This is a genomic window from Rhodocytophaga aerolata (assembly GCF_030503435.1).
Classification (GTDB): domain Bacteria; phylum Bacteroidota; class Bacteroidia; order Cytophagales; family 172606-1; genus Rhodocytophaga; species Rhodocytophaga aerolata.
The window spans coordinates 213,666-233,166 of record NZ_JAUKPO010000001.1 but is presented as its reverse complement, the minus strand read 5'-3'; the positions used below and the strand labels follow the sequence as shown (position 1 = coordinate 233,166).

General features: G+C 42.1%; 13 protein-coding genes. 9 read left to right on the top strand and 4 right to left on the bottom strand.

Going from position 1 to position 19,501, the window contains the following annotated elements; translation table 11 throughout:
- Positions 1 to 116 precede the first annotated feature (116 nt).
- Both Q0590_RS00930 and Q0590_RS00925 read left to right on the top strand, forming a co-directional pair.
- Positions 117 to 3,449, top strand: coding sequence for a VCBS repeat-containing protein (locus tag Q0590_RS00930; RefSeq protein ID WP_302035591.1), 3,333 nt, complete (start codon positions 117 to 119; stop codon positions 3,447 to 3,449).
- Positions 3,403 to 6,777, top strand: coding sequence for a VCBS repeat-containing protein (locus Q0590_RS00925; protein ID WP_302035590.1), 3,375 nt, complete (start codon positions 3,403 to 3,405; stop codon positions 6,775 to 6,777). The genes Q0590_RS00930 and Q0590_RS00925 overlap by 47 nt, the downstream gene beginning before the upstream one ends.
- Positions 6,778 to 6,865: 88 nt before the next feature.
- Here the strand turns inward: Q0590_RS00925 and Q0590_RS00920 are convergent, their stop codons facing one another.
- Positions 6,866 to 7,717 carry a tellurite resistance TerB family protein gene (locus Q0590_RS00920; protein WP_302035589.1) on the bottom strand — a complete coding sequence of 284 codons (852 nt, stop codon included), beginning with the start codon at positions 7,715 to 7,717 and terminating at the stop codon, positions 6,866 to 6,868.
- Positions 7,718 to 8,756: 1,039 nt separating this feature from the next.
- Here Q0590_RS00920 and Q0590_RS00915 point away from each other — a divergent pair.
- Entirely contained in the window at positions 8,757 to 10,031 is a 1,275-nt protein-coding gene (locus Q0590_RS00915) for a hypothetical protein (protein WP_302035588.1), read from the top strand.
- Positions 10,032 to 10,096: 65 nt separating this feature from the next.
- Here Q0590_RS00915 and Q0590_RS00910 read toward each other — a convergent pair whose 3' ends face one another.
- The 3 genes from Q0590_RS00910 to Q0590_RS00900 form a co-directional block, all read right to left on the bottom strand.
- Positions 10,097 to 11,611, bottom strand: coding sequence for a TolC family protein (locus tag Q0590_RS00910; protein WP_302035587.1), 1,515 nt, complete (start codon positions 11,609 to 11,611; stop codon positions 10,097 to 10,099).
- A 42-nt stretch (positions 11,612 to 11,653) separates the two neighbouring features.
- Positions 11,654 to 13,003, bottom strand: a complete 1,350-nt coding sequence (locus tag Q0590_RS00905; protein ID WP_302035586.1) for an HlyD family secretion protein — start codon at positions 13,001 to 13,003, stop codon at positions 11,654 to 11,656.
- A 68-nt stretch (positions 13,004 to 13,071) separates the two neighbouring features.
- Positions 13,072 to 15,300 (bottom strand): peptidase domain-containing ABC transporter, encoded by a 2,229-nt coding sequence (locus Q0590_RS00900; RefSeq protein ID WP_302035585.1) that lies wholly within the window; start codon positions 15,298 to 15,300, stop codon positions 13,072 to 13,074.
- 183 nt (positions 15,301 to 15,483) lie between these two features.
- Between Q0590_RS00900 and Q0590_RS00895 the strand changes: the two genes are divergently transcribed.
- The 6 genes from Q0590_RS00895 (at position 15,484) to Q0590_RS00870 (ending at position 19,451) form a co-directional block, all read left to right on the top strand.
- A complete protein-coding gene (locus Q0590_RS00895; protein ID WP_302035584.1) occupies positions 15,484 to 16,158 on the top strand; it encodes a TetR/AcrR family transcriptional regulator in 675 nt (224 codons plus the stop codon).
- Between the two features lie 119 nt (positions 16,159 to 16,277).
- On the top strand, positions 16,278 to 16,658 hold the full coding sequence (gene gcvH, locus Q0590_RS00890) for a glycine cleavage system protein GcvH (protein ID WP_302035583.1): 381 nt from the start codon (positions 16,278 to 16,280) through the stop codon (positions 16,656 to 16,658).
- Between the two features lie 143 nt (positions 16,659 to 16,801).
- Positions 16,802 to 17,107, top strand: a complete 306-nt coding sequence (locus tag Q0590_RS00885; RefSeq protein WP_366970277.1) for a VanZ family protein — start codon at positions 16,802 to 16,804, stop codon at positions 17,105 to 17,107.
- Between the two features lie 70 nt (positions 17,108 to 17,177).
- Positions 17,178 to 17,861: an energy transducer TonB gene (locus Q0590_RS00880; RefSeq protein ID WP_302035581.1), complete on the top strand. Its 684-nt coding sequence runs from the start codon at positions 17,178 to 17,180 to the stop codon at positions 17,859 to 17,861.
- Positions 17,862 to 18,033: 172 nt separating this feature from the next.
- Positions 18,034 to 18,714 (top strand): energy transducer TonB, encoded by a 681-nt coding sequence (locus tag Q0590_RS00875; protein WP_302035580.1) that lies wholly within the window; start codon positions 18,034 to 18,036, stop codon positions 18,712 to 18,714.
- A gap of 35 nt (positions 18,715 to 18,749) precedes the next feature.
- Positions 18,750 to 19,451 (top strand): energy transducer TonB, encoded by a 702-nt coding sequence (locus Q0590_RS00870; protein WP_302035579.1) that lies wholly within the window; start codon positions 18,750 to 18,752, stop codon positions 19,449 to 19,451.
- The last annotated feature ends 50 nt before the right edge of the window (positions 19,452 to 19,501 follow it).

Sequence of the window (19,501 nt, the reverse complement as noted above, 5' to 3'; positions counted from 1 at the left end):
TTTTATTTCAATTATTTACCTGTTTCTGTTTCGTAGAAAGCATTACCTGAACCTGGCAGACCCCATCCTAATCAAGCTCTTTATACGTTGCCTGATTGTAGTAAACCTTGTTACCCATGCGAATTTATTCTTCTTTTCTCCTCTGTGTTATACTCATACTAAGTCTGGCATGCAGCAAAAATAAGCCGGAAAAAGCCGTATTATTCGAGACCTTACCTTCCAGTGTCACCGGTATTGAGTTTGTCAACCGAATTACCGACGATAAAGAATTCAACATATTCAATTACCGCAATTTTTACAATGGCGGGGGCGTAGCGATCGGCGATATTAACAACGATGGGCTACCGGATGTATTTGTTACCTCTAATCTGGAAAAAAACCATTTATACCTCAACAAAGGCAATTTTCAGTTCGAGGATATTACCGATAAAGCTGGTGTAGGAGGAAAACAAGCCTGGTCTACCGGTGTTACCTTTGCAGATATTAATGGCGACGGATTTATAGATATATATGTTTGTAATTCGGGAAATATAAAAGGAGACGGGCGTGAAAATGAGTTATTTATCAACAATGGCAATCTTACATTTACCGAGCAAGCAGCCCAGTTTGGCTTGAACGACAGAGGGTTTTCTACCCATGCCGCCTTTTTTGACTATGACCGCGATGGCGACCTGGATGTATATTTACTCAATAACAGCTTTACTCCCATTGGCCGGTTAGGTTACCAGAATTTACGTAACCAGCGCGATAACCTTGGCGGCGATAAATTATTCCGGAACGACAATGGCAAATGGTTTACAGATGTAAGTGGCTATGCCGGTATTTATGGCAGCCTGATTGGTTTTGGTCTGGGCATTACGATTGGGGATGTAAACAACGACAACTGGCCCGATATCTATATATCTAATGATTTTCACGAGCGGGATTATCTGTATGTGAACCAAAAAAACGGCACATATAAAGAAATGCTGGAAGACTGCTTTGGCCATATTAGCCTTTCTTCTATGGGCGCAGACATTGCCGATATTAACAATGATGGAAACCTAGATATATTCGTCACCGATATGCTTCCGGGCGACGACCATCACCTCAAAATGACTTCCACCTACGAAGGGTATGATTTGCAGAAGTTGAAACTTTCGCAAGGCTATTACCACCAGTATATGCGGAATATGCTCCATTTAAATAATGGCGACGAAACATTTAGTGAAATAGGCCAGCTGGCAGGCGTACATGCTACTGATTGGAGTTGGGGGGCTTTGATTTTTGATATGGATAACGATGGCCTGAAAGATATTTTTGTGGCCAATGGCATTAACCGCGATTTAACCGATCAAGACTATATTAGTTTTCTGGGAGATGCAGGCAATATTGAGATGCTGATGGAGAAGAAGCAGTTTAATTTCCAGGAATTTATCAGCATTATTCCTTCCAGGCCTATTCCCAATTATGCTTTCCGCAACAAAGGCAATCTGCAATTTACTAATGCTGCCCAGCAATGGGGGTTAAGTAACCCAGGCTTTTCTAACGGCAGTGCCTATGGCGACCTGGATAACGACGGTGATCTGGACCTGATTGTAAATAATGTAAACAGCCCGCTGAGTGTTTTTAAAAATACATCTATTGAAAAAGACAGTACCCATTATATCCGGGTAAAGCTAAAAGGTCCTGCCGGCAACATCAATGGCATTGGTACGAAAGTATATGTGCATACAAAAACGGGCACGCAATACTTGCAACAAATGCCCAACCGAGGGTTCCAGTCCTCGGTAGATCATGTGTTGGTATTTGGTTTAGGCAAGCAAACGCAGATAGATTCACTGGAAGTAATTTGGCCGGATGATCAGAAACAAGTACTTCCCCATGTAAAAGCCAACCAGGAGCTGGTTCTGGCGCATAAAAATGCTGACAAACAATTTAAGCCAGCGTCTCCTGTAAATCCGGCAGCAAAACCCATGGCCGACGTAACCAGTCAAGTAGCCTTAACCTACCGCCATCGGGAAAGCGATTTTGTGGATTACAACCGCGATGCCTTATTAAAACAGATGTATTCTACCCAGGGGCCCGCCTTAGCCACTGGCGACATCAATGGAGATGGCCTGGAAGATGTGTTTTTTGGGGGAGCCAGAGATAAAAAAAGTGTATTGTATACACAAACGTTTCAAGGCACGTTCCGGGAAATTGCTATGCCGGTGTTTGAAGCTGATAGCGCTTCAGAAGATGTTGCCGCTGCATTTTTTGATGCCGATGGAGATAAAGACTTAGACTTATTTGTAGTAACTGGCAGCAACGAGTTTACACCAAATGATGAACGCCTGATTGACCGCTTATATGTAAACGATGGCAAGGGCAACTTTACCAAAGATTTGCGTTTTCCGGCTATTACCGAAAGCGGGTCTTGTGTAGCTGCTGCCGATTTTGATGGAGATGGAGATATTGATTTGTTTGTCGGCAGCCGTCTCATTCCTGGCCAGTATGGGTATAATCCCTATCACTACTTGTTTGTGAACGATGGTACCGGCAATTTCAAGAACATGTCGAAAAGATACATTCCTGAGATTCGCGAGTTAGGTATGGTCACCAGCGCAGTATGGGCCGATATTGACAAAGATAATTTTCCGGAGTTGCTGCTTGTGGGAGACTGGATGCCGGTAACAATATTTAAAAATGTGCGCGGTAACCGCCTCGATAAAATAACCGATCCTGCTTTAGCTACCAGTTCCGGATGGTGGAACAGCATTTATCCGGCAGATGTAGATCAGGATGGCGATACTGATTTTGTATTGGGTAACCTGGGTATCAATAGCCGCTTAAAAGCAAGTGCCGAACAACCAGCAGAACTGTATGTACATGATTATGATGCCAATGGGTCAGTTGAACAAATTATTACTTGTTATGCGGAAGATGGCAAAAGCTATCCTATGGTATTAAAAGCTGACTTACAAAAACGTTTACCCATGGTGAAAAAGAAATTTGTCAAATTCAGCGACTATGCGGGCAAAGGGATAAAAGAAGTTTTTACAACAGAAGAATTGCAAGGGGCCACCATCAAAACAGTAAATAATCCGCATACATCTATTTTAGTAAATAAAGGCAATGCAACGTTTGATCTTCAGCCTTTACCCGTGGAGGCACAGTTTTCTCCGGTATATGGCATTCAAGCCCTGGATTACAATGAGGATGGCATTACGGATCTGCTGCTGACAGGCAATTTTTATGAAGTGTTACCAGAGATAGGCCGCTATGATGCAAACTATGGCCTCATTCTGAAAGGCACTGGCCAGGGAAAGTTTGAAGCAGTGTTATCCAAAGATTCAGGCTTTTTTGTGAAAGGCCAGGTACGGGCTATCCGCGAAATCCGTGGAGCCAATAATCAACAATTACTCATTTTAGCTAAAAATAATGATTCAGTTCAAGTTTACGCGTACAAAAAACATCTGGTTCAGTAGCAGCCTGGTAGTTGCCCTGTTATTGAATGCCTGCCAGGACAAAAAAACGAATGAAATTGAAAAGGAGCCTGCCCTGTTTACCAGTCTGGACTCTGCTATAACGGGTATCAGTTTCATAAACACCGTAAAAGATTCCGATAAACTGAATATTCTGGATTATCTCTACTTCTATAATGGTGGAGGCGTAGCTACCGGCGATATAAATAACGACAGTTTACCAGATATTTTCTTTGTCGCCAACAACGGAAAAAATAAGTTATACCTCAACAAAGGCAATTTTCAGTTTGAAGATATTACTGCTAAAGCGGGCGTTGAAGGGTTTGCCGACTGGTCTACCGGAGTTACTATGGCTGATGTAAACGGAGATGGATTACTGGATATTTATGTAAGCACCGTAGGAAACTACAAAGGCCTGGAAAGTGCCAACGAGCTCTATATAAACAATGGAGACCAAACCTTTTCAGAAAAAGCAGCCGATTACGGACTTGACTTCACCGGATTTTCCACGCAGGCCGCGTTTTTCGATTACGACCGGGATGGCGACCTGGATATGTACCTGCTTAACCATGCCGTACACACCTCCAGGTCATATAATAAAGTATCTGCCAGAGGCCTCCGCGACAACTCTGCTGGTGACAGGCTCTACCGCAATGATGGGCAACGATTTACCGACGTAAGTGAAAGATCCGGCATTTTTGGCCCGGCTATGGCCTATGGCTTAGGCATCTCGATTGGGGATTTAAATAACGATGGCTGGGATGATATTTATGTTGGCAACGATTTTCACGAAGATGATTATTATTATGTAAACAATGGGGATGGCACGTTTACAGAAAACTTCAAAAATACGTTTACTCATGCCAGCCGATATTCTATGGGCAACGATGTAGCCGATATTAACCACGATGGCTACCTGGATGTATTTACCCTGGATATGTATCCGGAAGACGAGAAAGTGGAAAAATCTTCTGTAGGAGAAGACCCTCTGGATATTTATGTCTATAAACTGAATTACGGTTTTCAGCCACAATTCAGCCGGAATGTATTGCAGCTCAGTCAGTTTGGTAAAAAATTCTCGGATATAGGGTTAATGGCAGGCGTAGCCGCTACCGACTGGAGCTGGGCACCTTTGATGGCTGACTATGACAACGATGGAATAAAAGATATTTTTATCAGCAATGGTGTACAACGCCGCCCCAACGACCTGGATTATACCAAGTATATTTCGGCTGATTCTGTTTCTCTCAAACTGCACTTATCCAAAAACCTGGATGAGAAAGTGCTTAGCTTGATGCCGGAAGCCAAAGTACATAATTATTTATATAAAGGAACCGACAGCTTGCGGTTTATCGACAAATCTATGGCCTGGGGATTTGAACAGCCCACCCTTTCTAACGGAGCCGCCTATGCAGACCTGGATAACGATGGCGACCTGGACTTGATAACGAATAATACAAATAGCCCGGCAGGTATTTACCGCAACAATGCGGATAGTTTGTTTAAGCATACTTTTGTCCGCATTAAACTGGAAGGCGAAAAGGGCAATACGTATGGTATTGGTACCAAGGTTTTCCTGAAAGCTGGAAACAAATTGCATTACCAGCACCAGATGCCAACTAGAGGTTTTTTATCCGCCATGGACCCAGTATTAACTTTTGGTTTAGGAAAAACTACGAACATAGATACCTTGTATGTGCTGTGGCCCAATCAGAAGATGGAAATCCGCACCAACGTTCCGGTCAATACCACGCTTGCTTTAAAACAATCTGCGGCTACATTGCCTGCTTCGTTGCCGGTAAAAAAGCCAATGGAGCCCTTATTTACGGAGGTAACGGAATCTATTCCCGTAGATTACAAACATGAAGAAAATGTGTACTATGATTTCAGCCGTGAATGGTTGATTCCATTTAGAGTTTCTACAGAGGGCCCGGCCTTAAGCGTAGGCGATGTAAATGGCGATGGGTTAGATGATTTCTATGTCGGAGGAGCCAAGCATAAACCCGGAAAATTATTTGTACAAAAAGGGAAAAGCTTCATCTGCCTGAATGAAAGCCTTTTTCAAGCAGATTCCATTTATGAAGATGTAGATGCACTCTTCTTCGATGCGGACAACGATGGCGACCAGGACTTGTATGTAGTAAGTGCCGGAAATGAATTTTATGGCAAAATGGCTCAGCAGTTAGACCGGTTGTATATTAATGATGGCAAAGGAAACCTAACAAGATCCACTGGACAGCTACCAGATATGTACGAAAATACGAGCTGTGTCCGGGCTTTTGATTTTGATAAAGATGGTGATCAGGATTTATTTGTTGGAGGGAGAGTAGTAGCCTACCAATATGGCCAGCTACCGAACTCTTATTTACTGGTGAATGATGGCAAAGGAAATTTTACAGACCAGACAGACAAGCTTGCACCTGAACTTCGCAAAGCCGGCATGACTACCGATGCCCAGTGGACAGACTATAATCAAGATGGAGATCCCGACCTGATTGTAGCAGGCGACTGGATGCCAATAAAAATTTACGAGAATACCAAAGGTATATTCAAGGATGTAACCAGCCAGGCGGGACTTGGGCAGACACATGGGTTATGGAGTGCCCTGGCAACAGCAGATGTAGACGGCGATGGAGACATGGATATAATGGCAGGTAATCTGGGTACAAATACTAAATTACGTAAGCGGCCAGATTCCAAGTTACGCATGTTCATGAAGGATATAGATAAAAACGAAAAAACAGAGCACATTCTGACATATAATGTCGGGGATAAATGGTACCCGGTGGCTTCCAAAGATGAATTAGGGAAACAATTACCCCTGATTAATAAAAAGTTTACCAGCTACGCCGCGTATGCTGGCAAAACCATAGATGAGTTGTTTACTTCCGAAGAATTAAAAGGCGCAGAGCAATTACAGGTACAAATGTTTGAGTCTGTATATCTGCAAAATAATGGAAAAGGTGGTTTTACCGTGAAGCATTTGCCTTTTGAGGCCCAGGTTTCCAAAATATTCAGTTTCCATGTAGCAGATGCAGATAAAGATGGAAATATAGATGTATTACTTGGAGGGAATTTCTATGGCTCCAGCATGTATCAGGGCCGGTATGATGCCAGTTATGGCCTGCTATTGAAAGGGAACGGAAAAGGAAATTTTACATCCGTGTTACCTGTAGAAAGTGGATTGTTGCTGGAAGGTGAAGTACGGGAAATAAGGTCATTAAAAACAAGTGAGGGCGAATTACTCTTAGTAGCCAGAAACAATATGCCTTTACAAATATTTAAACCATTGAAAAAAGCTGCAAACACTGTAGCCTTGAAACAAAAGTAATAAATGTAAATAGAAAAAGAGCCTTCTGCCAGGACACGCCGGAACGTACCTTGACAGAAAGCTCTCTTTTTTATTTTATATTCGTGGCTTACTGGAACATTCCACCGCCTCTGCGGCTGCCCAGCAATCCTCCTAAGATAGAAGAAAAACCTCCGCCTACTCCTCCATAATTTCCATACCCTCTGCCACTACCAAACGTAGAAAAGATAGATCCCAGGCCACCGAAGCGGGTTCCACCTAAGTTCGAACCACCTCCTAAGCCAGGTACGGTATTGCTTCTTCCGCCAAACATACCCCCTGCGGCACCTCCCAGTAATCCATCTAATAACCCTCCGCTACGTGGGGTGCCTAAACCAATGCCACCTGTGCCTGCTGAACTGCGTCTGCCCATCATCCGGCTGATAACTATAGGAGCCATTATAGCTAAAGCACCCTTAATAAAGCTAGGCGAAATACCCAGGCTATTGAAAGAGTTTCCCAGGCCAGAAGATTGTAAGAAGTTTTGAGAAGTAACATCCTGGCCTTGCTTATGTGCCTGGTCAGCCGTGTCTACGAACTGGTTCAAAGCATTGTATTGAGACTGGTTTACATTCAGATACGCAGCAATTTCTTGTATACGGGCTTGTTCCTCTGCTGTATACTGCCCATCTGATTTAGCAAAGTTTATAATATCGGTGATCAGTGAAAAGCGCAGCTGGCTATTTTTTAGCGTATCCAGATTTTGCGCTAAGTGTGCATTGGAAGGATCATGGGCGGCCTGTAGTACTAATTGCGAGCCATCCGAAGACAAATTTGCACTGTCCATAAAAGCTTCCAAAAGCTCAATTTCATCTTCCGTAGCTTTCCTGTCGGCCGTAGCAATGCTGGCTATTGCACAAAGGTAGGCTGTTTTTTCTTGGTCTGTATAACCATCTAATAATAACTGATTATCTTGTGACATGGTGGTTTTTGTTTTTTTGTTTAAACCATGTACGAATATCCGACCTATAAAGTTGAAAGTTTGCTGCATTGGTTAACTATAGGAATAAAACCTAATCTGGTAAGCACCAAAGCAATATTTTTACTGAATTTTTTCTACATTACTAGCAAATACCGTATACTTGGCATAGCTAAATCTGATATATTTGTGTAGCACATAATTAATTGGAACCCATATGGCAAAGTCACAAGATTCCCGAAAAGAAAAGAAAAAAGAACCTACTAAGTCAATAAAGGAAAAACGGGCAGAAAAGAAAGAGAAGAAAAATTCTAAAAAAGATTAATAGGTTTCCTACCCATTGCACAATAAAAAGTCCCGGCGTACGAAGAATCGTCGGGACTTTTTTACTTCTGGCCGGCAGCAATAACTTACCAGGCTAATAAACGTAATGAGAAAGAGTACAATCACCGGCTGCTTACGAGCAGAAATAAGTGACTACGAATGAATAATGAATTTGCTGAATTCAATCATAAAAGTAACCAGTACAATGATTACTCCTACAGTTACATTTTCTTTTGTTAAACCTGAACGAACACGTTTCATGATACTTAAACTTTAAAACCTGTTTAGAATATATACTAATTAATAAAGAGTTTACTGACTGAACAAACCAAGGGAAACCCTGCTGATTTGCAATAAACAAAGGTAACTCAAAAACGGCATCTTTAATAATGCCCTCAGATGAACCCTATGTAAGAATTTGTAAATATTGGTAAGCGAAAAAAAGGAGAAATCCCGGAGAAGGTTGAAAACATATGCAGCTAAAAGAGGGTTTTTACTGAAACTATATTAAATTATATTCTTTCAATAGCTAAATTAAAGAAATATTTGCAAAAAAAGATAAATTACATGCTTCTTTTTAGAAATTATAGGATAAAATAGTAAGTATTCATCCGCTTTCTGAGCGATGTAAGAAATATTTATTTATAAATAACAGAACAAGTCTATTTAGAGAATAGTATAAATAAACCCAACTAATTTATTTGAATTGCTGATAGAAATGTATTTCTCGCTTATAAAACCAACTAAAATTTCTGTTTGGAAATACGTTCCCTGGACTTTCGTCCTGCTCTGCTTTTGTTTCAATGTCTCTTCCATAGCCCAGGTAAATGCACCTGCTGAGCCAGGTAAATCCACTATACTGGTTATAGGACTACAGCCTACGCAGTTTTATTCGAATGTGTATTATATTGATGAGTTGGCCAGGCTCAATGATACTTCCGGCAGCAAGGCAACCGAACTCTATAGCCAGGCACTGGTAGAGGTCCTAACCAGGTATACATCTAATAAGTACCGCTTTGTAGCTGCCGATGCCGCTGAAATGGCTAGTATCCACGCCCGAAGTACCTATGTAGACTGGCAAAATGAATACAAAGAGCCGTATGTGGCTCTGGATGCGGATACTGTGCAGGACGTGGCCATGAAAAATCTAATGCAGAAATACGGTGCCGATTATCTGTTATCCCTGAACTATTACCTGATTTACCGCAATAATCCGCCGGCTTATTACAATCCGGTTATCCGTGCCAGGCATCAGATTCACTATGAATTGTTTGATGCAACTATGCGTATTGCTTCTGCTGGTCAAATACTACTAACATCTAGTGATGCCCGGGCTCAGGCTATGCGGCCACTTTATCCGCAATTTGCAGAAGTGCTTTTGTCCAGGCTGGCTATATGGGAAGGAAACTATACAGAGAAGCAAGCCTTGCAAAAATATGTTTTGTTGCGCGAACGCCTGATAAAAAATAGATGGGGCGGTGGCCTTTCCGTTGGCTGGGGTATGCCCTATGGTTGGTTTGGCGCAGAATTAGTGCGGAATGTAGGCAGCCGGTGGGATGTTAGCGGAGGCATAGGCGTGGGCCCCAGCGGATTTAAAGCAGGGGCAGGGTTGCGCTATTATTTATTGGACTACGGTACCAGGTTCAAGCCATTTTTTGGTGCCCATTATGCCTGGGGCTCCGGCATGACTATCCGGATGGGAGGGGAGAATGATGAAAGCGGCAATCTGATTAATGAGGAGTATACCACACAGTTTTACATTCCTTCCAATCATGCGGTGCATCTGAAGACCGGTTTTCGATGGTTAAAAACCAACAAAGCGTTCCTGTTAAGTGCCGGATATGGCATTGCCCTAAAGGATAAAAGGGCAGAAGTGTTGTTTAATGGAAATGATGTGCCAACTGATGTATTTAGCCGCCGAAGAAACTGGGCGAATAGGTTTATCATAGGCGGGCTGGATGTTGGAATTACCTATATTATCTATTTTCTGTGAAACCTTGCCTCATTGCTTAATAAGCCACCTACCCGATTTAGATTTTATTCACACCACACTTACTACTACTCTAAGGTGGACCGCCCGGCTGCCCAGATTAATGTAGCTTTTTCTTTTTCATATTTACCGTGCAAGTCAATTAGTTTCACCTGCGCATCAATTAATTTGGTTTCCCGGGAGTTTATTAAGAATATGGAGCTTTCACCGGCTTCAAATTTTTGCACCTCCCCGTTACGAAGTTGCTCATAGTTGGTAATCATGTCTTGTTGAAGCAGGATCAGGCCTTCTAGGTTTTTTAAAGAGTTATAGCTTGCCTGAATCGTATTGATCAGTTCCCGGTTTACCTGTAGCCGCTCAAAAGACGTTTGTGATTGCTTTATCTGAGTTAGACCCAGCTTAGCCCGTTCTTTTCTGAGGAAGAGTGGAAAAGAGAACTGGGCGCCAAACTTATAATTATTTCTCAGCAAGGCCATATTCATATCGTCCATCGCTAAGGGGGTAGCCGTCAGAAAATTATAGTTGACGTTTAATACTGGCTTTAAACGGTCACGCTGCAGCCGTTCTTCTACATTCAGCTGCTTTAACTTAAAATCCAGTTTTACAAGTTCCGGATGTTGCGCCCGGGCATAATCCATTAAACTAGAAAGCGTTTCTTCGGTAACAGCCTGCAAAGGCCAGTTGAAACTTGCCGGAGCTATATCTGCTTCTAACTCAAGCGGGGTATTATTGTCGCCCCATAAGTAGTTGGATACAAGCAGTTGTGCATTTTGTTGATTTATTATAGTCTGCTGGTATTGTATGCTCCGTTCCTGTAACAGGGTTTTTGCTTCCACAGAGTCAATAGGGGCAAGGTCGCCATTAATTACCCGCTCTTTGGAAGCATTGAACCGTAGCTGAGCCAGATTAACGGCATCTTCCATCAGCCGGAATTCATTGTAAGCCACATACCAGTTCCAGTAGTCTTTAGCTGCATTCAACAATAACTTATTTATTTCTTTTACTCGGTCGGCCTCGGCAATTTGCTGAAAATACTGTGCCTGGCGCAAAGTAGCCCGGCGGGCATCAATAATAAGTCCTTGTCCCAGAGGAACGGAAATACCGGCATAGCCCAGACCAGTACTTGGCGTTCTGTTTTCCGGATTCAGGTAGTTTCCCCGGTTGTATTCATAGCCCCCTTTCAGTTCGCCTATCCATACAGGCAGTTTCAGTACATTGTCCAGCGTGTTGTAGTATTCAGTGTTTCCAAACTCTTTTCTGTCCCAGATGGCTTCAATTTTAGGGTCGAAATTGCCCCTGGCCATCCGCAGTTCCTGCTTGGCTTCTTGGCTAAGTAAAGCAGCTTGTTTAGCTACCGGATGGTAGGCGAGTATACGTTCGTAAAATTCCTCTAGCTTCATGGCTTTGGAAGAATCCCTGTCTTTCAGCAACTGCTCTGTTGGCGTAGTTTTAGCGGTACTGATGCGGGTTTCCTGGGCAAGGCTTTCCAGGTAGCTGCCCAGCAATGATATAGAAAACAGGAGTAAGCGTACATTCTTATGTAACTCGGAAATCAGGGGATATTTGCCACTTAACTGACTCATTTTTTGATAGGTAAATTTTAGCCGGTTATACACTTCCTGTGCTTATTTGCTCTTTTGTTCTCCCTCCGTAGGAGCAGACTGCAGATTAGGTGGGAAACCATTCAACTGCCGCCATATCTCATACCAGATAGGCACATCATTCAACATTGCCCAGCCATACACACCGGAGCCCATCCGCAACTGTTCTGGCCAGGGTTGGTCATTCGGATCTGGCGTAACTAATATCCGGTAAGTGCCTGCCTGGCTGTTTACATAATCTATTACGGCTATTTTACCGCCAAACGTACCTACTGCTACACTGGGCCAGCCGGAGAACTGTAAGGCAGGCCACCCATCAAACTCCAGCCGTACGGTGCGGCCTTTAGACAACAGCGGTACATCCATGGCTTTTACGTATAGTTCTACCGCTTTCATGGGCTTATCTGGCTGAATAGTTACTACCGGGTCGTTTTCCTTAATAGTTTCTCCCAAACCGGCTTTTAAGGCTTTTACTACAAAACCGGATTGCGGCGCTACAATAGACCGTTGGGTGGTACGTACCTCTACACTGGCGTACTTGTTCCGTAACTTGGAATATTCAGCGTCTGCATCGGCCAGATACGATACCGCTGAGCTTTTATCTGACTGGGATTTAGCTATTTTATCTGCATATTCTGCTGAAATAGAGCTAAGTTCTACTTTGGCATTTAATACTTCATTCCTGGAAGCCAATACTTTGTTCTCTAAGGAAATTAGCTTAGCAGATACTTCCTGGCGTTTCAATTTTCTGGTTTCAAAGTCGGTAAGCGAGATCAGGCCATTTTTATATAAGCTTTCCGCCCCGGCAAACCGCCGGAGAGCTATATCATTCTGCACGATTTCTGCCTGGTATTCGGTGCTGTCACTAATTAATTTGTATTGCGCCTGCTTCAACTTATTTTGTGCTTTTTGCAAACTATACGTTAAGCCTTGTTGCAATGCGGCTATTTGATTATCCAGGGCTTTTACTTTTTCTTTGGTGGCCTGTATGCTTTGTTCCTTTGCCTGCAATTGCTCTTGCAGCCTGGTTAATAACTGAGGATCAAAATATTCGTCTTTGATTTCGGAAATAGTAAGAATAGTATCGCCTTTGGTTACATACTGGCCTTCCTGGATGTGCCACTTTTCTATTTTGCCCGGAATCGCCGTTTGAATAGTTTGCGGGCGGTCCTGGGGATTTAAGGCTGTTACTGTTCCGTTACCTTGTATATTCTGCTGCCATGGCAGAAAAAGCACTACAAACCCAAAAAGCCCAATACCAATTAGCCACCGGGCCAGTATCTTGCCCGAGCGTGGTGTATTGAGGGTTTTTAACGAATAGAGTTTTTTTTCTAATTCGTATTCTTTTATTTTTTCATTAGATATCTGTAGCATATGTTCTTTCAATTACTGGTAAACTATTCATCAACCTGGATACATTCATTTCATTTCCCAAAACCAGATCAGGCTATGTTGGTAATAGTAACTTCTTTCAGTACCGGATGCTCTGCTAGTTCTGCATAGGTGCCTTGTTCCACAATTCTGCTCTCGTCCATCAATACCACTTTGTCGCACTGGCTCAGAAAGGAAGTATCGTTTGTAATAGCCAGCAAGGTCCAGGGATTATCTTTTTGTATGAGAAAAGAGATTAGTTGTAAGCGTTCGGCACGTTGCATATCCTGCATATCATCATTAAAAATCAGCAGTTTAGGCCTGGAAGCTATGCATCTGGCCAGTATCAGTTTATGACGGGTGCTTCTGGTTAGCTTTGTGCCCAGCGCACTTACTTTTGTATCAATCCCCTCTGGTAACTTATTAACATACGAGCTGAGGCCAGTATGTTCAATTGCCCACCAGATATCTTCCTGCTTAATGCGGGCCCGGTTCATAGAGATATTTTCCTGAATAGACCCATCAAAAATATCATACGAAAATAAATTACTATCTACGGCTACCCGCCAGGCACTGGCTTGTATGTCGCGCATAGACATACTATTAATCGTTATGCTGCCCTCAAAAGCGGTATTGATAGAGCCGGCCAGCAGATTGGCCAATGTATGTCTGCCGGCAGCAAAGGTTCCGGCTATTCCTATACGTTCGCCTGGTTTAACTTCCAAATTGATATTCTGCAGGGCGTAACGCGTGCTCTCCGGGTACTTATACTGGACATTGTCAAGCTTGATATGTACCCCCTTGGTGTATTGATTGAATTTAATTTTAGAACCTTTGTCTTTCTCTAAGGGTAGATCGGTAACGGTGCCTACTTTTTCAGTAGCGGTGAGCAGGTCATATACATTTTCCATATTGAAGATAATCTTTTCTACGGCCCCTACAACTAATACTACTACCACTTCGGACGCAACAAACTGGCCCAGGGTTATCTGGTTATCAACCACCAGGATAGAACCCAGAATGAGTAAAGCCCCTATAATTAGGGTCTTGAAAATAACAATATAGATATACTGGTTTTTGAGTATGCTGAAATGGCTTTTGCGGTAATACAGATAATTGTTGACATAATCATCCATACGGTCAATGTGCAGATTGCTGTCGCCTGCCAGACGGAAGCTAGGGAAAGTACGGGCTATTTCTTCCAGCCAGGCAGCTATTTTGTATTTATATTTAGATTCGCTTAAGCTGGTTTCTAATCCTTTAGGACCTGTAAACCGGAACATCAAAAACAAGAAGCTTAGAAACAGCATGCCGAATGCCAGAAAAGCCGGATGGTAAAAAGCCAGTAAAATAATACCAAAGAATATTTGTAATACAGCGCCTGATAAATCTACCAGAATTTTGGGCAATGATTTCTGAATGACTACCACATCAAAAAAACGGTTCATCAACTCAGGCGGATAATAGGATGCAAAAGCCTCCGGTTTAATTTTTGGCACCCGGAAGGCAAATTCAAAAGCTGCCCTTGCAAAAATACGTTGTTGCAATACTTCTACCAGCGTAACCTGCATAATCTGCAAACCGCCCGAAACCAATACACCTACTATGATTATGGAGATTAAAACCACCACAGAGCTGAAAAACATACCTCCGGAAATCATTCCGATAATGGCCTGCGTACCTAAAGGCAATACCAGACTGATGAGCCCGACTACAATGGCATATACATAGATATACCATATATCTTTTTTTTCAGTGTTCAGCAGCCGGAGCAATCGTTGTAAGGGGCTGGGAGGACTTTTTTTCTCACTTTCCGGATTTTCCTGCCCCAGCGTCTGAGAATAATATTTAATAGGAAAAGAGGTAATGAGCTGTGTTTGCTGGCTGCTGGTTTGTTCTTCGGGAAGCAGGTAAAGCTGAACATTTGACAAAAGCAACGCAGCACCCGGATAAACTTTTACAGTTCCGGATGGATAGCTGATCACTTCTAAGGCATCCGATTCATTCCGGTAAACAAGAGCCGGTTCTATGTCTCCAGGATAGGTTTCCGTAAACAGAATAACCGGAAAGGTAATGCTATCCAAGAAAGCCGACAGGTTTGCTACGGCAATGGTATTATTTGTAAAAGCAATGTGTATATGCCGACCCTCATCTGTTAAGTCATAAATAAAGCTGTTAAGCTCTTCCCGGGTATATTCGTAGTCAGTTTTTACTTTTTTCCTAAAGCCTGCCAACTCTCCCGGAGGTCCGGTAAGTTCACCAACCTTATAAATAATATCCTGAATTACAGAAGCTTTCATGGGTTTTGTAAAGAAATCTTTATAGTAGACTTAAACTCTAAGACAAAAGTAGTAAAAATATTTTAAATAATAGTAATACTATCTTTATAAATAGTAAAAATATTACTATATTTGTAAAATTTTATGTACTTGTTGATACCTAACTTTTTAGTAAGCAGAAAGTTTTAATAAAGATCTATGTTTATGCATGCTACATTACGAATAGCGATGAATGATAAAGTGTTTGTCAGGGACCCTGAGCAAACCGAGTTAGGCCGGAGTATTATTTCTGAAGGGGTCCGGTTAATAGATGAGCTGGGTTTTGAGCAGTTTACATTTAAAAAACTGGCTTCCGAAATTAATTCTACCGAAGCATCGGTTTACCGGTATTTCGAAAACAAACACAAGTTATTGCTATACCTGACTGCCTGGTATTGGGCATGGCTCGATTTTCAAATTGATTTTCATACCAATAATGTAACCGATCCGGAACATAAACTAAAGATCATTATTCAGATTATCACCGATTCCACCAGATACAACCTCGACTTTTTGCCTGTAAATAAAGCTGCCCTGCACCGCATTGTTATTTGCGAATCTTCTAAAGCATACCTGACCAAATCAGTAGATGCAGACAATAAAGAGGGATTGTTTAAAAATTATAAAGCTTTGTGTCATAAAGTAGCTTTATTGGTATTAGCCATCAGTCCTGGTTATCCGTATGCACATGCACTGGTGAGTACGTTGCTGGAGGCCGCCCATCAGCAGGTTTTTTTCGCAGCGCATCTGCCTTCTTTAACGGAAGTACGGGTAACCGATAATGATTATACGCAGATGGGGTCTTTCTTGGAACATCTGGTATTTAAAGCTATAAAATAGCCGGGAGGCTGATAATTATTTTGCAAAAAACTAAAATTTCGGTTAGAATTGAGGATAAATATACTCCTCAGCGTAACGCTGTTTATTTATTGAAAAACATACTTATAACCTAAACTTATATGAACTTACCTCAAGACTTACGCTACACCAAAGAGCATGAATGGTTACGCGTTGAAGGCACTACAGCTTACGTAGGCATTACTGATTTTGCACAAAAAGAATTAGGCGATATAGTATATGTAGAGATTGATACCAAAGGGAAAGAATTACAAATGGGTGATGTATTTGGTACAGTAGAAGCTGTAAAAACAGTATCGGATCTATTTCTTCCCATTACTGGTACCATCATAGAAGTAAATGAGCTACTGAATGCCAGCCCCGAACTGGTTAATTCAGATCCTTATGGAAAAGGCTGGATGATTAAAATGAACATTGCTGATACACAGGAGCTTGAATCTTTATTAAGCGCCAATACGTATGCAGCTATGATAGGAGAGTAGTAATGGATGAGGAATAAGTCCTTGTATTCACTGTTCATTCGTCACTAATCATTCGTCAGTAGAGTATGTTTTTCAGATATAATTTGTTTGCGATAGTTTGGGCCTGCGTCATCTTTATGTTGATATTGATGCCAGGAAATAACATGCCCGACACAAATATCTGGAGCGTTTTGACATTCGATAAGTTTGCACACTTTTTTGTATTTGCCGTATTAGTATTTCTGCTGGTAATTGGGTTTACTAAGCAGCATACGTATATCTGGCTGAAATTCAATGCCATTAAAAGCGCCTTAGCCATCAGTATAGGTTACAGCCTGCTGTTGGAGACAGGCCAGTCCCTGGTTCCAGACAGAACTTTTGATCTGGTAGATATGTTAGCTAATACAATAGGATGTTTCTTAGGAAGTTTATTATTTTATTTCGTTTATAAATTTAACTTTCCTAACTAGCATTTTTAAAAGAAAAAGCATATTTTTGACATAGCGTTTTATCCGTACCTAACTAAACCGAATTTATACAATGGAACTAAAAAAGAATCCGAAAGTAGACTTATCCCGCCAGTCTGGTCTGTTTCTTAACATCGGACTGGTAGTGGCTCTGGGATTGACCCTACTTGCGTTTGAATGGAAATCGTACGATGATCTTTCAGCCATGAACTATGCCCCGGCTGAAGTTCAGACGGAAGAGTTAATAGATATTCCAATTACTGAAATGCCGCCTCCACCTCCTCCAGTTATACAGCAACCCGAAATCGTAGAGGTGCCTGATGAAGAAGAAATTGAAGAAGAACTAGTAAACCTGGATACAGAGATTACTCCTGAAACGGTAGTAGCTCCGCCAGCACCACCTGCCGAAGTTGCCGCTCCTGTACAAGAAGAAGAAGTAGATGAAATTTTCCAGGTGGTGGAAAACCAGCCTGAGCCAGTAGGAGGGATGGGTGCCTTTATGCAGTATCTGCAAAAGAACCTGAAATATCCAGAGCAGGCCAGACGCATGAACGTAGAAGGGAAAGTATTCGTACAGTTCGTAATTGACAAAGACGGTTCGCCCACAGATATTACCGTATTGAAAGGGATTGGTTCTGGCTGCGACGAAGAAGCCGTACGGGTAATCAAGAACATGCCTAAGTGGACACCCGGTAAGCAAAGAGGCCGTCCGGTGAAAGTACGTATGTCTTTACCTATTGTATTTAAGTTAGGTTAATATACCAAGAATATGTTTTTTTAAAGCCCGGTTATTCCGGGCTTTTTTTGTGCTTTGTATATAGGAAAGAATTTTTTAAGATAAATCTCCAACAATTTATGGAATAAATAATGTGTCTGCATCCTATCAGTAAAGTTTAAACTCGTTATCCACTTTCTTAAACATTAATGATATGGAAGCCAAAAAGAACCCAAAAGTAGAATTAGCCAACAAGTACAGTTTATTTCTCAATATTGGATTGGTAATCAGTCTGGCCCTTTGTCTGGCAGCCTTCGAATGGAAAACCTATGACGATCTTTCCGGGGTGGATATAGGTGTTAAAACAATTGAGCCAGAAGTTACCTTAGTTATTCCCATTACAGATCTTACACCGCCGCCCCCTCCAAAAGTACAGCCCGAAATTATTGAAGTAAAAGAAGAAGAAATTGAGGAAGAGTTAGCAATTTTCGAGACAGAGATTACTCCTGAAACAATAATAGCTCCACCTACGCTACCTATAGAAAAAGCTGCTGAACCCATACAAGAGGAAGATACTGAAGGCACATTCATTGTTGTTGAGAACCCGCCGATGCCCGAAGGTGGATTTGACGGATTTGGTAAGTACTTACAAAAGAACCTGAAATACCCAGAGCAGGCCAGACGCATGAACGTAGAAGGGAAAGTATTCGTACAGTTCGTAATTGACAAAGACGGTTCGCCCACAGATATTACCGTATTGAAAGGGATTGGTTCTGGCTGCGACGAAGAAGCCGTACGGGTAATCAAGAACATGCCTAAGTGGACACCCGGTAAGCAAAGAGGCCGTCCGGTGAAAGTAAAAATGTCGCTTCCAGTTGTTTTTAAACTGGGTTAATTGTTCCAGCTACCACAATTTTCAAAAATATTCGCATGGAACATAAAAAGAAACCTGAACTGGAATTAGGCAAGAAATATACCTTATTTCTGAATGTGGGCTTAGTCATTAGCCTGTCCCTATGTTTACTGGCGTTTGAGTGGAAAACCTATCCGGCATTATCCGGCGACAACGGTGAGAAAATTGACTATAAGCCTGCAGATGATTTTGAATTAGTAGATATTCCGCCTATTCCGGCTGTTATTCCACCTCCTGAAAAGCCTTTAGAAAAACTGCCTCAGCCTCCGGAAGATTTATCCACTATTGTAGAAGATGCCCTGTCGCCAGATGATCATTTACTCTCAGATCTTCCGGATGTGCCGGATGTTATTCCGGCACCTGTTTCCGTTCTGCCAGAGGTGATTCCTGAAGAGATAGTAGAAGATGCGGTGGTAGATGTATATGTTCTGGAAAAAGAGCCGGAAGGCAGAGCCCAGTTTTATGAATACATCAGCAAGCATTTGAGATATCCTAAAGCAGCCCAGCAATCTGGTGTGGAGGGCAAAGTATTTGTGCAGTTTGTGATTGATAAAGATGGCAGCATTACAGAAGTGAAAGTTATTAAAGGTTTAGGATTTGGCCTGGATGAAGAAGCTATCCGCATACTTCAAAAAGCACCTAAATGGACACCAGCCAAGCAACGCGGAAAACCTGTAAGAGTACGTATGGCCTTACCCATTATATTCAAACTTCAATAACTAAAAAGTGGAATTTTTACACCAGAAAGCCCGTATATCTGTGGGCTTTC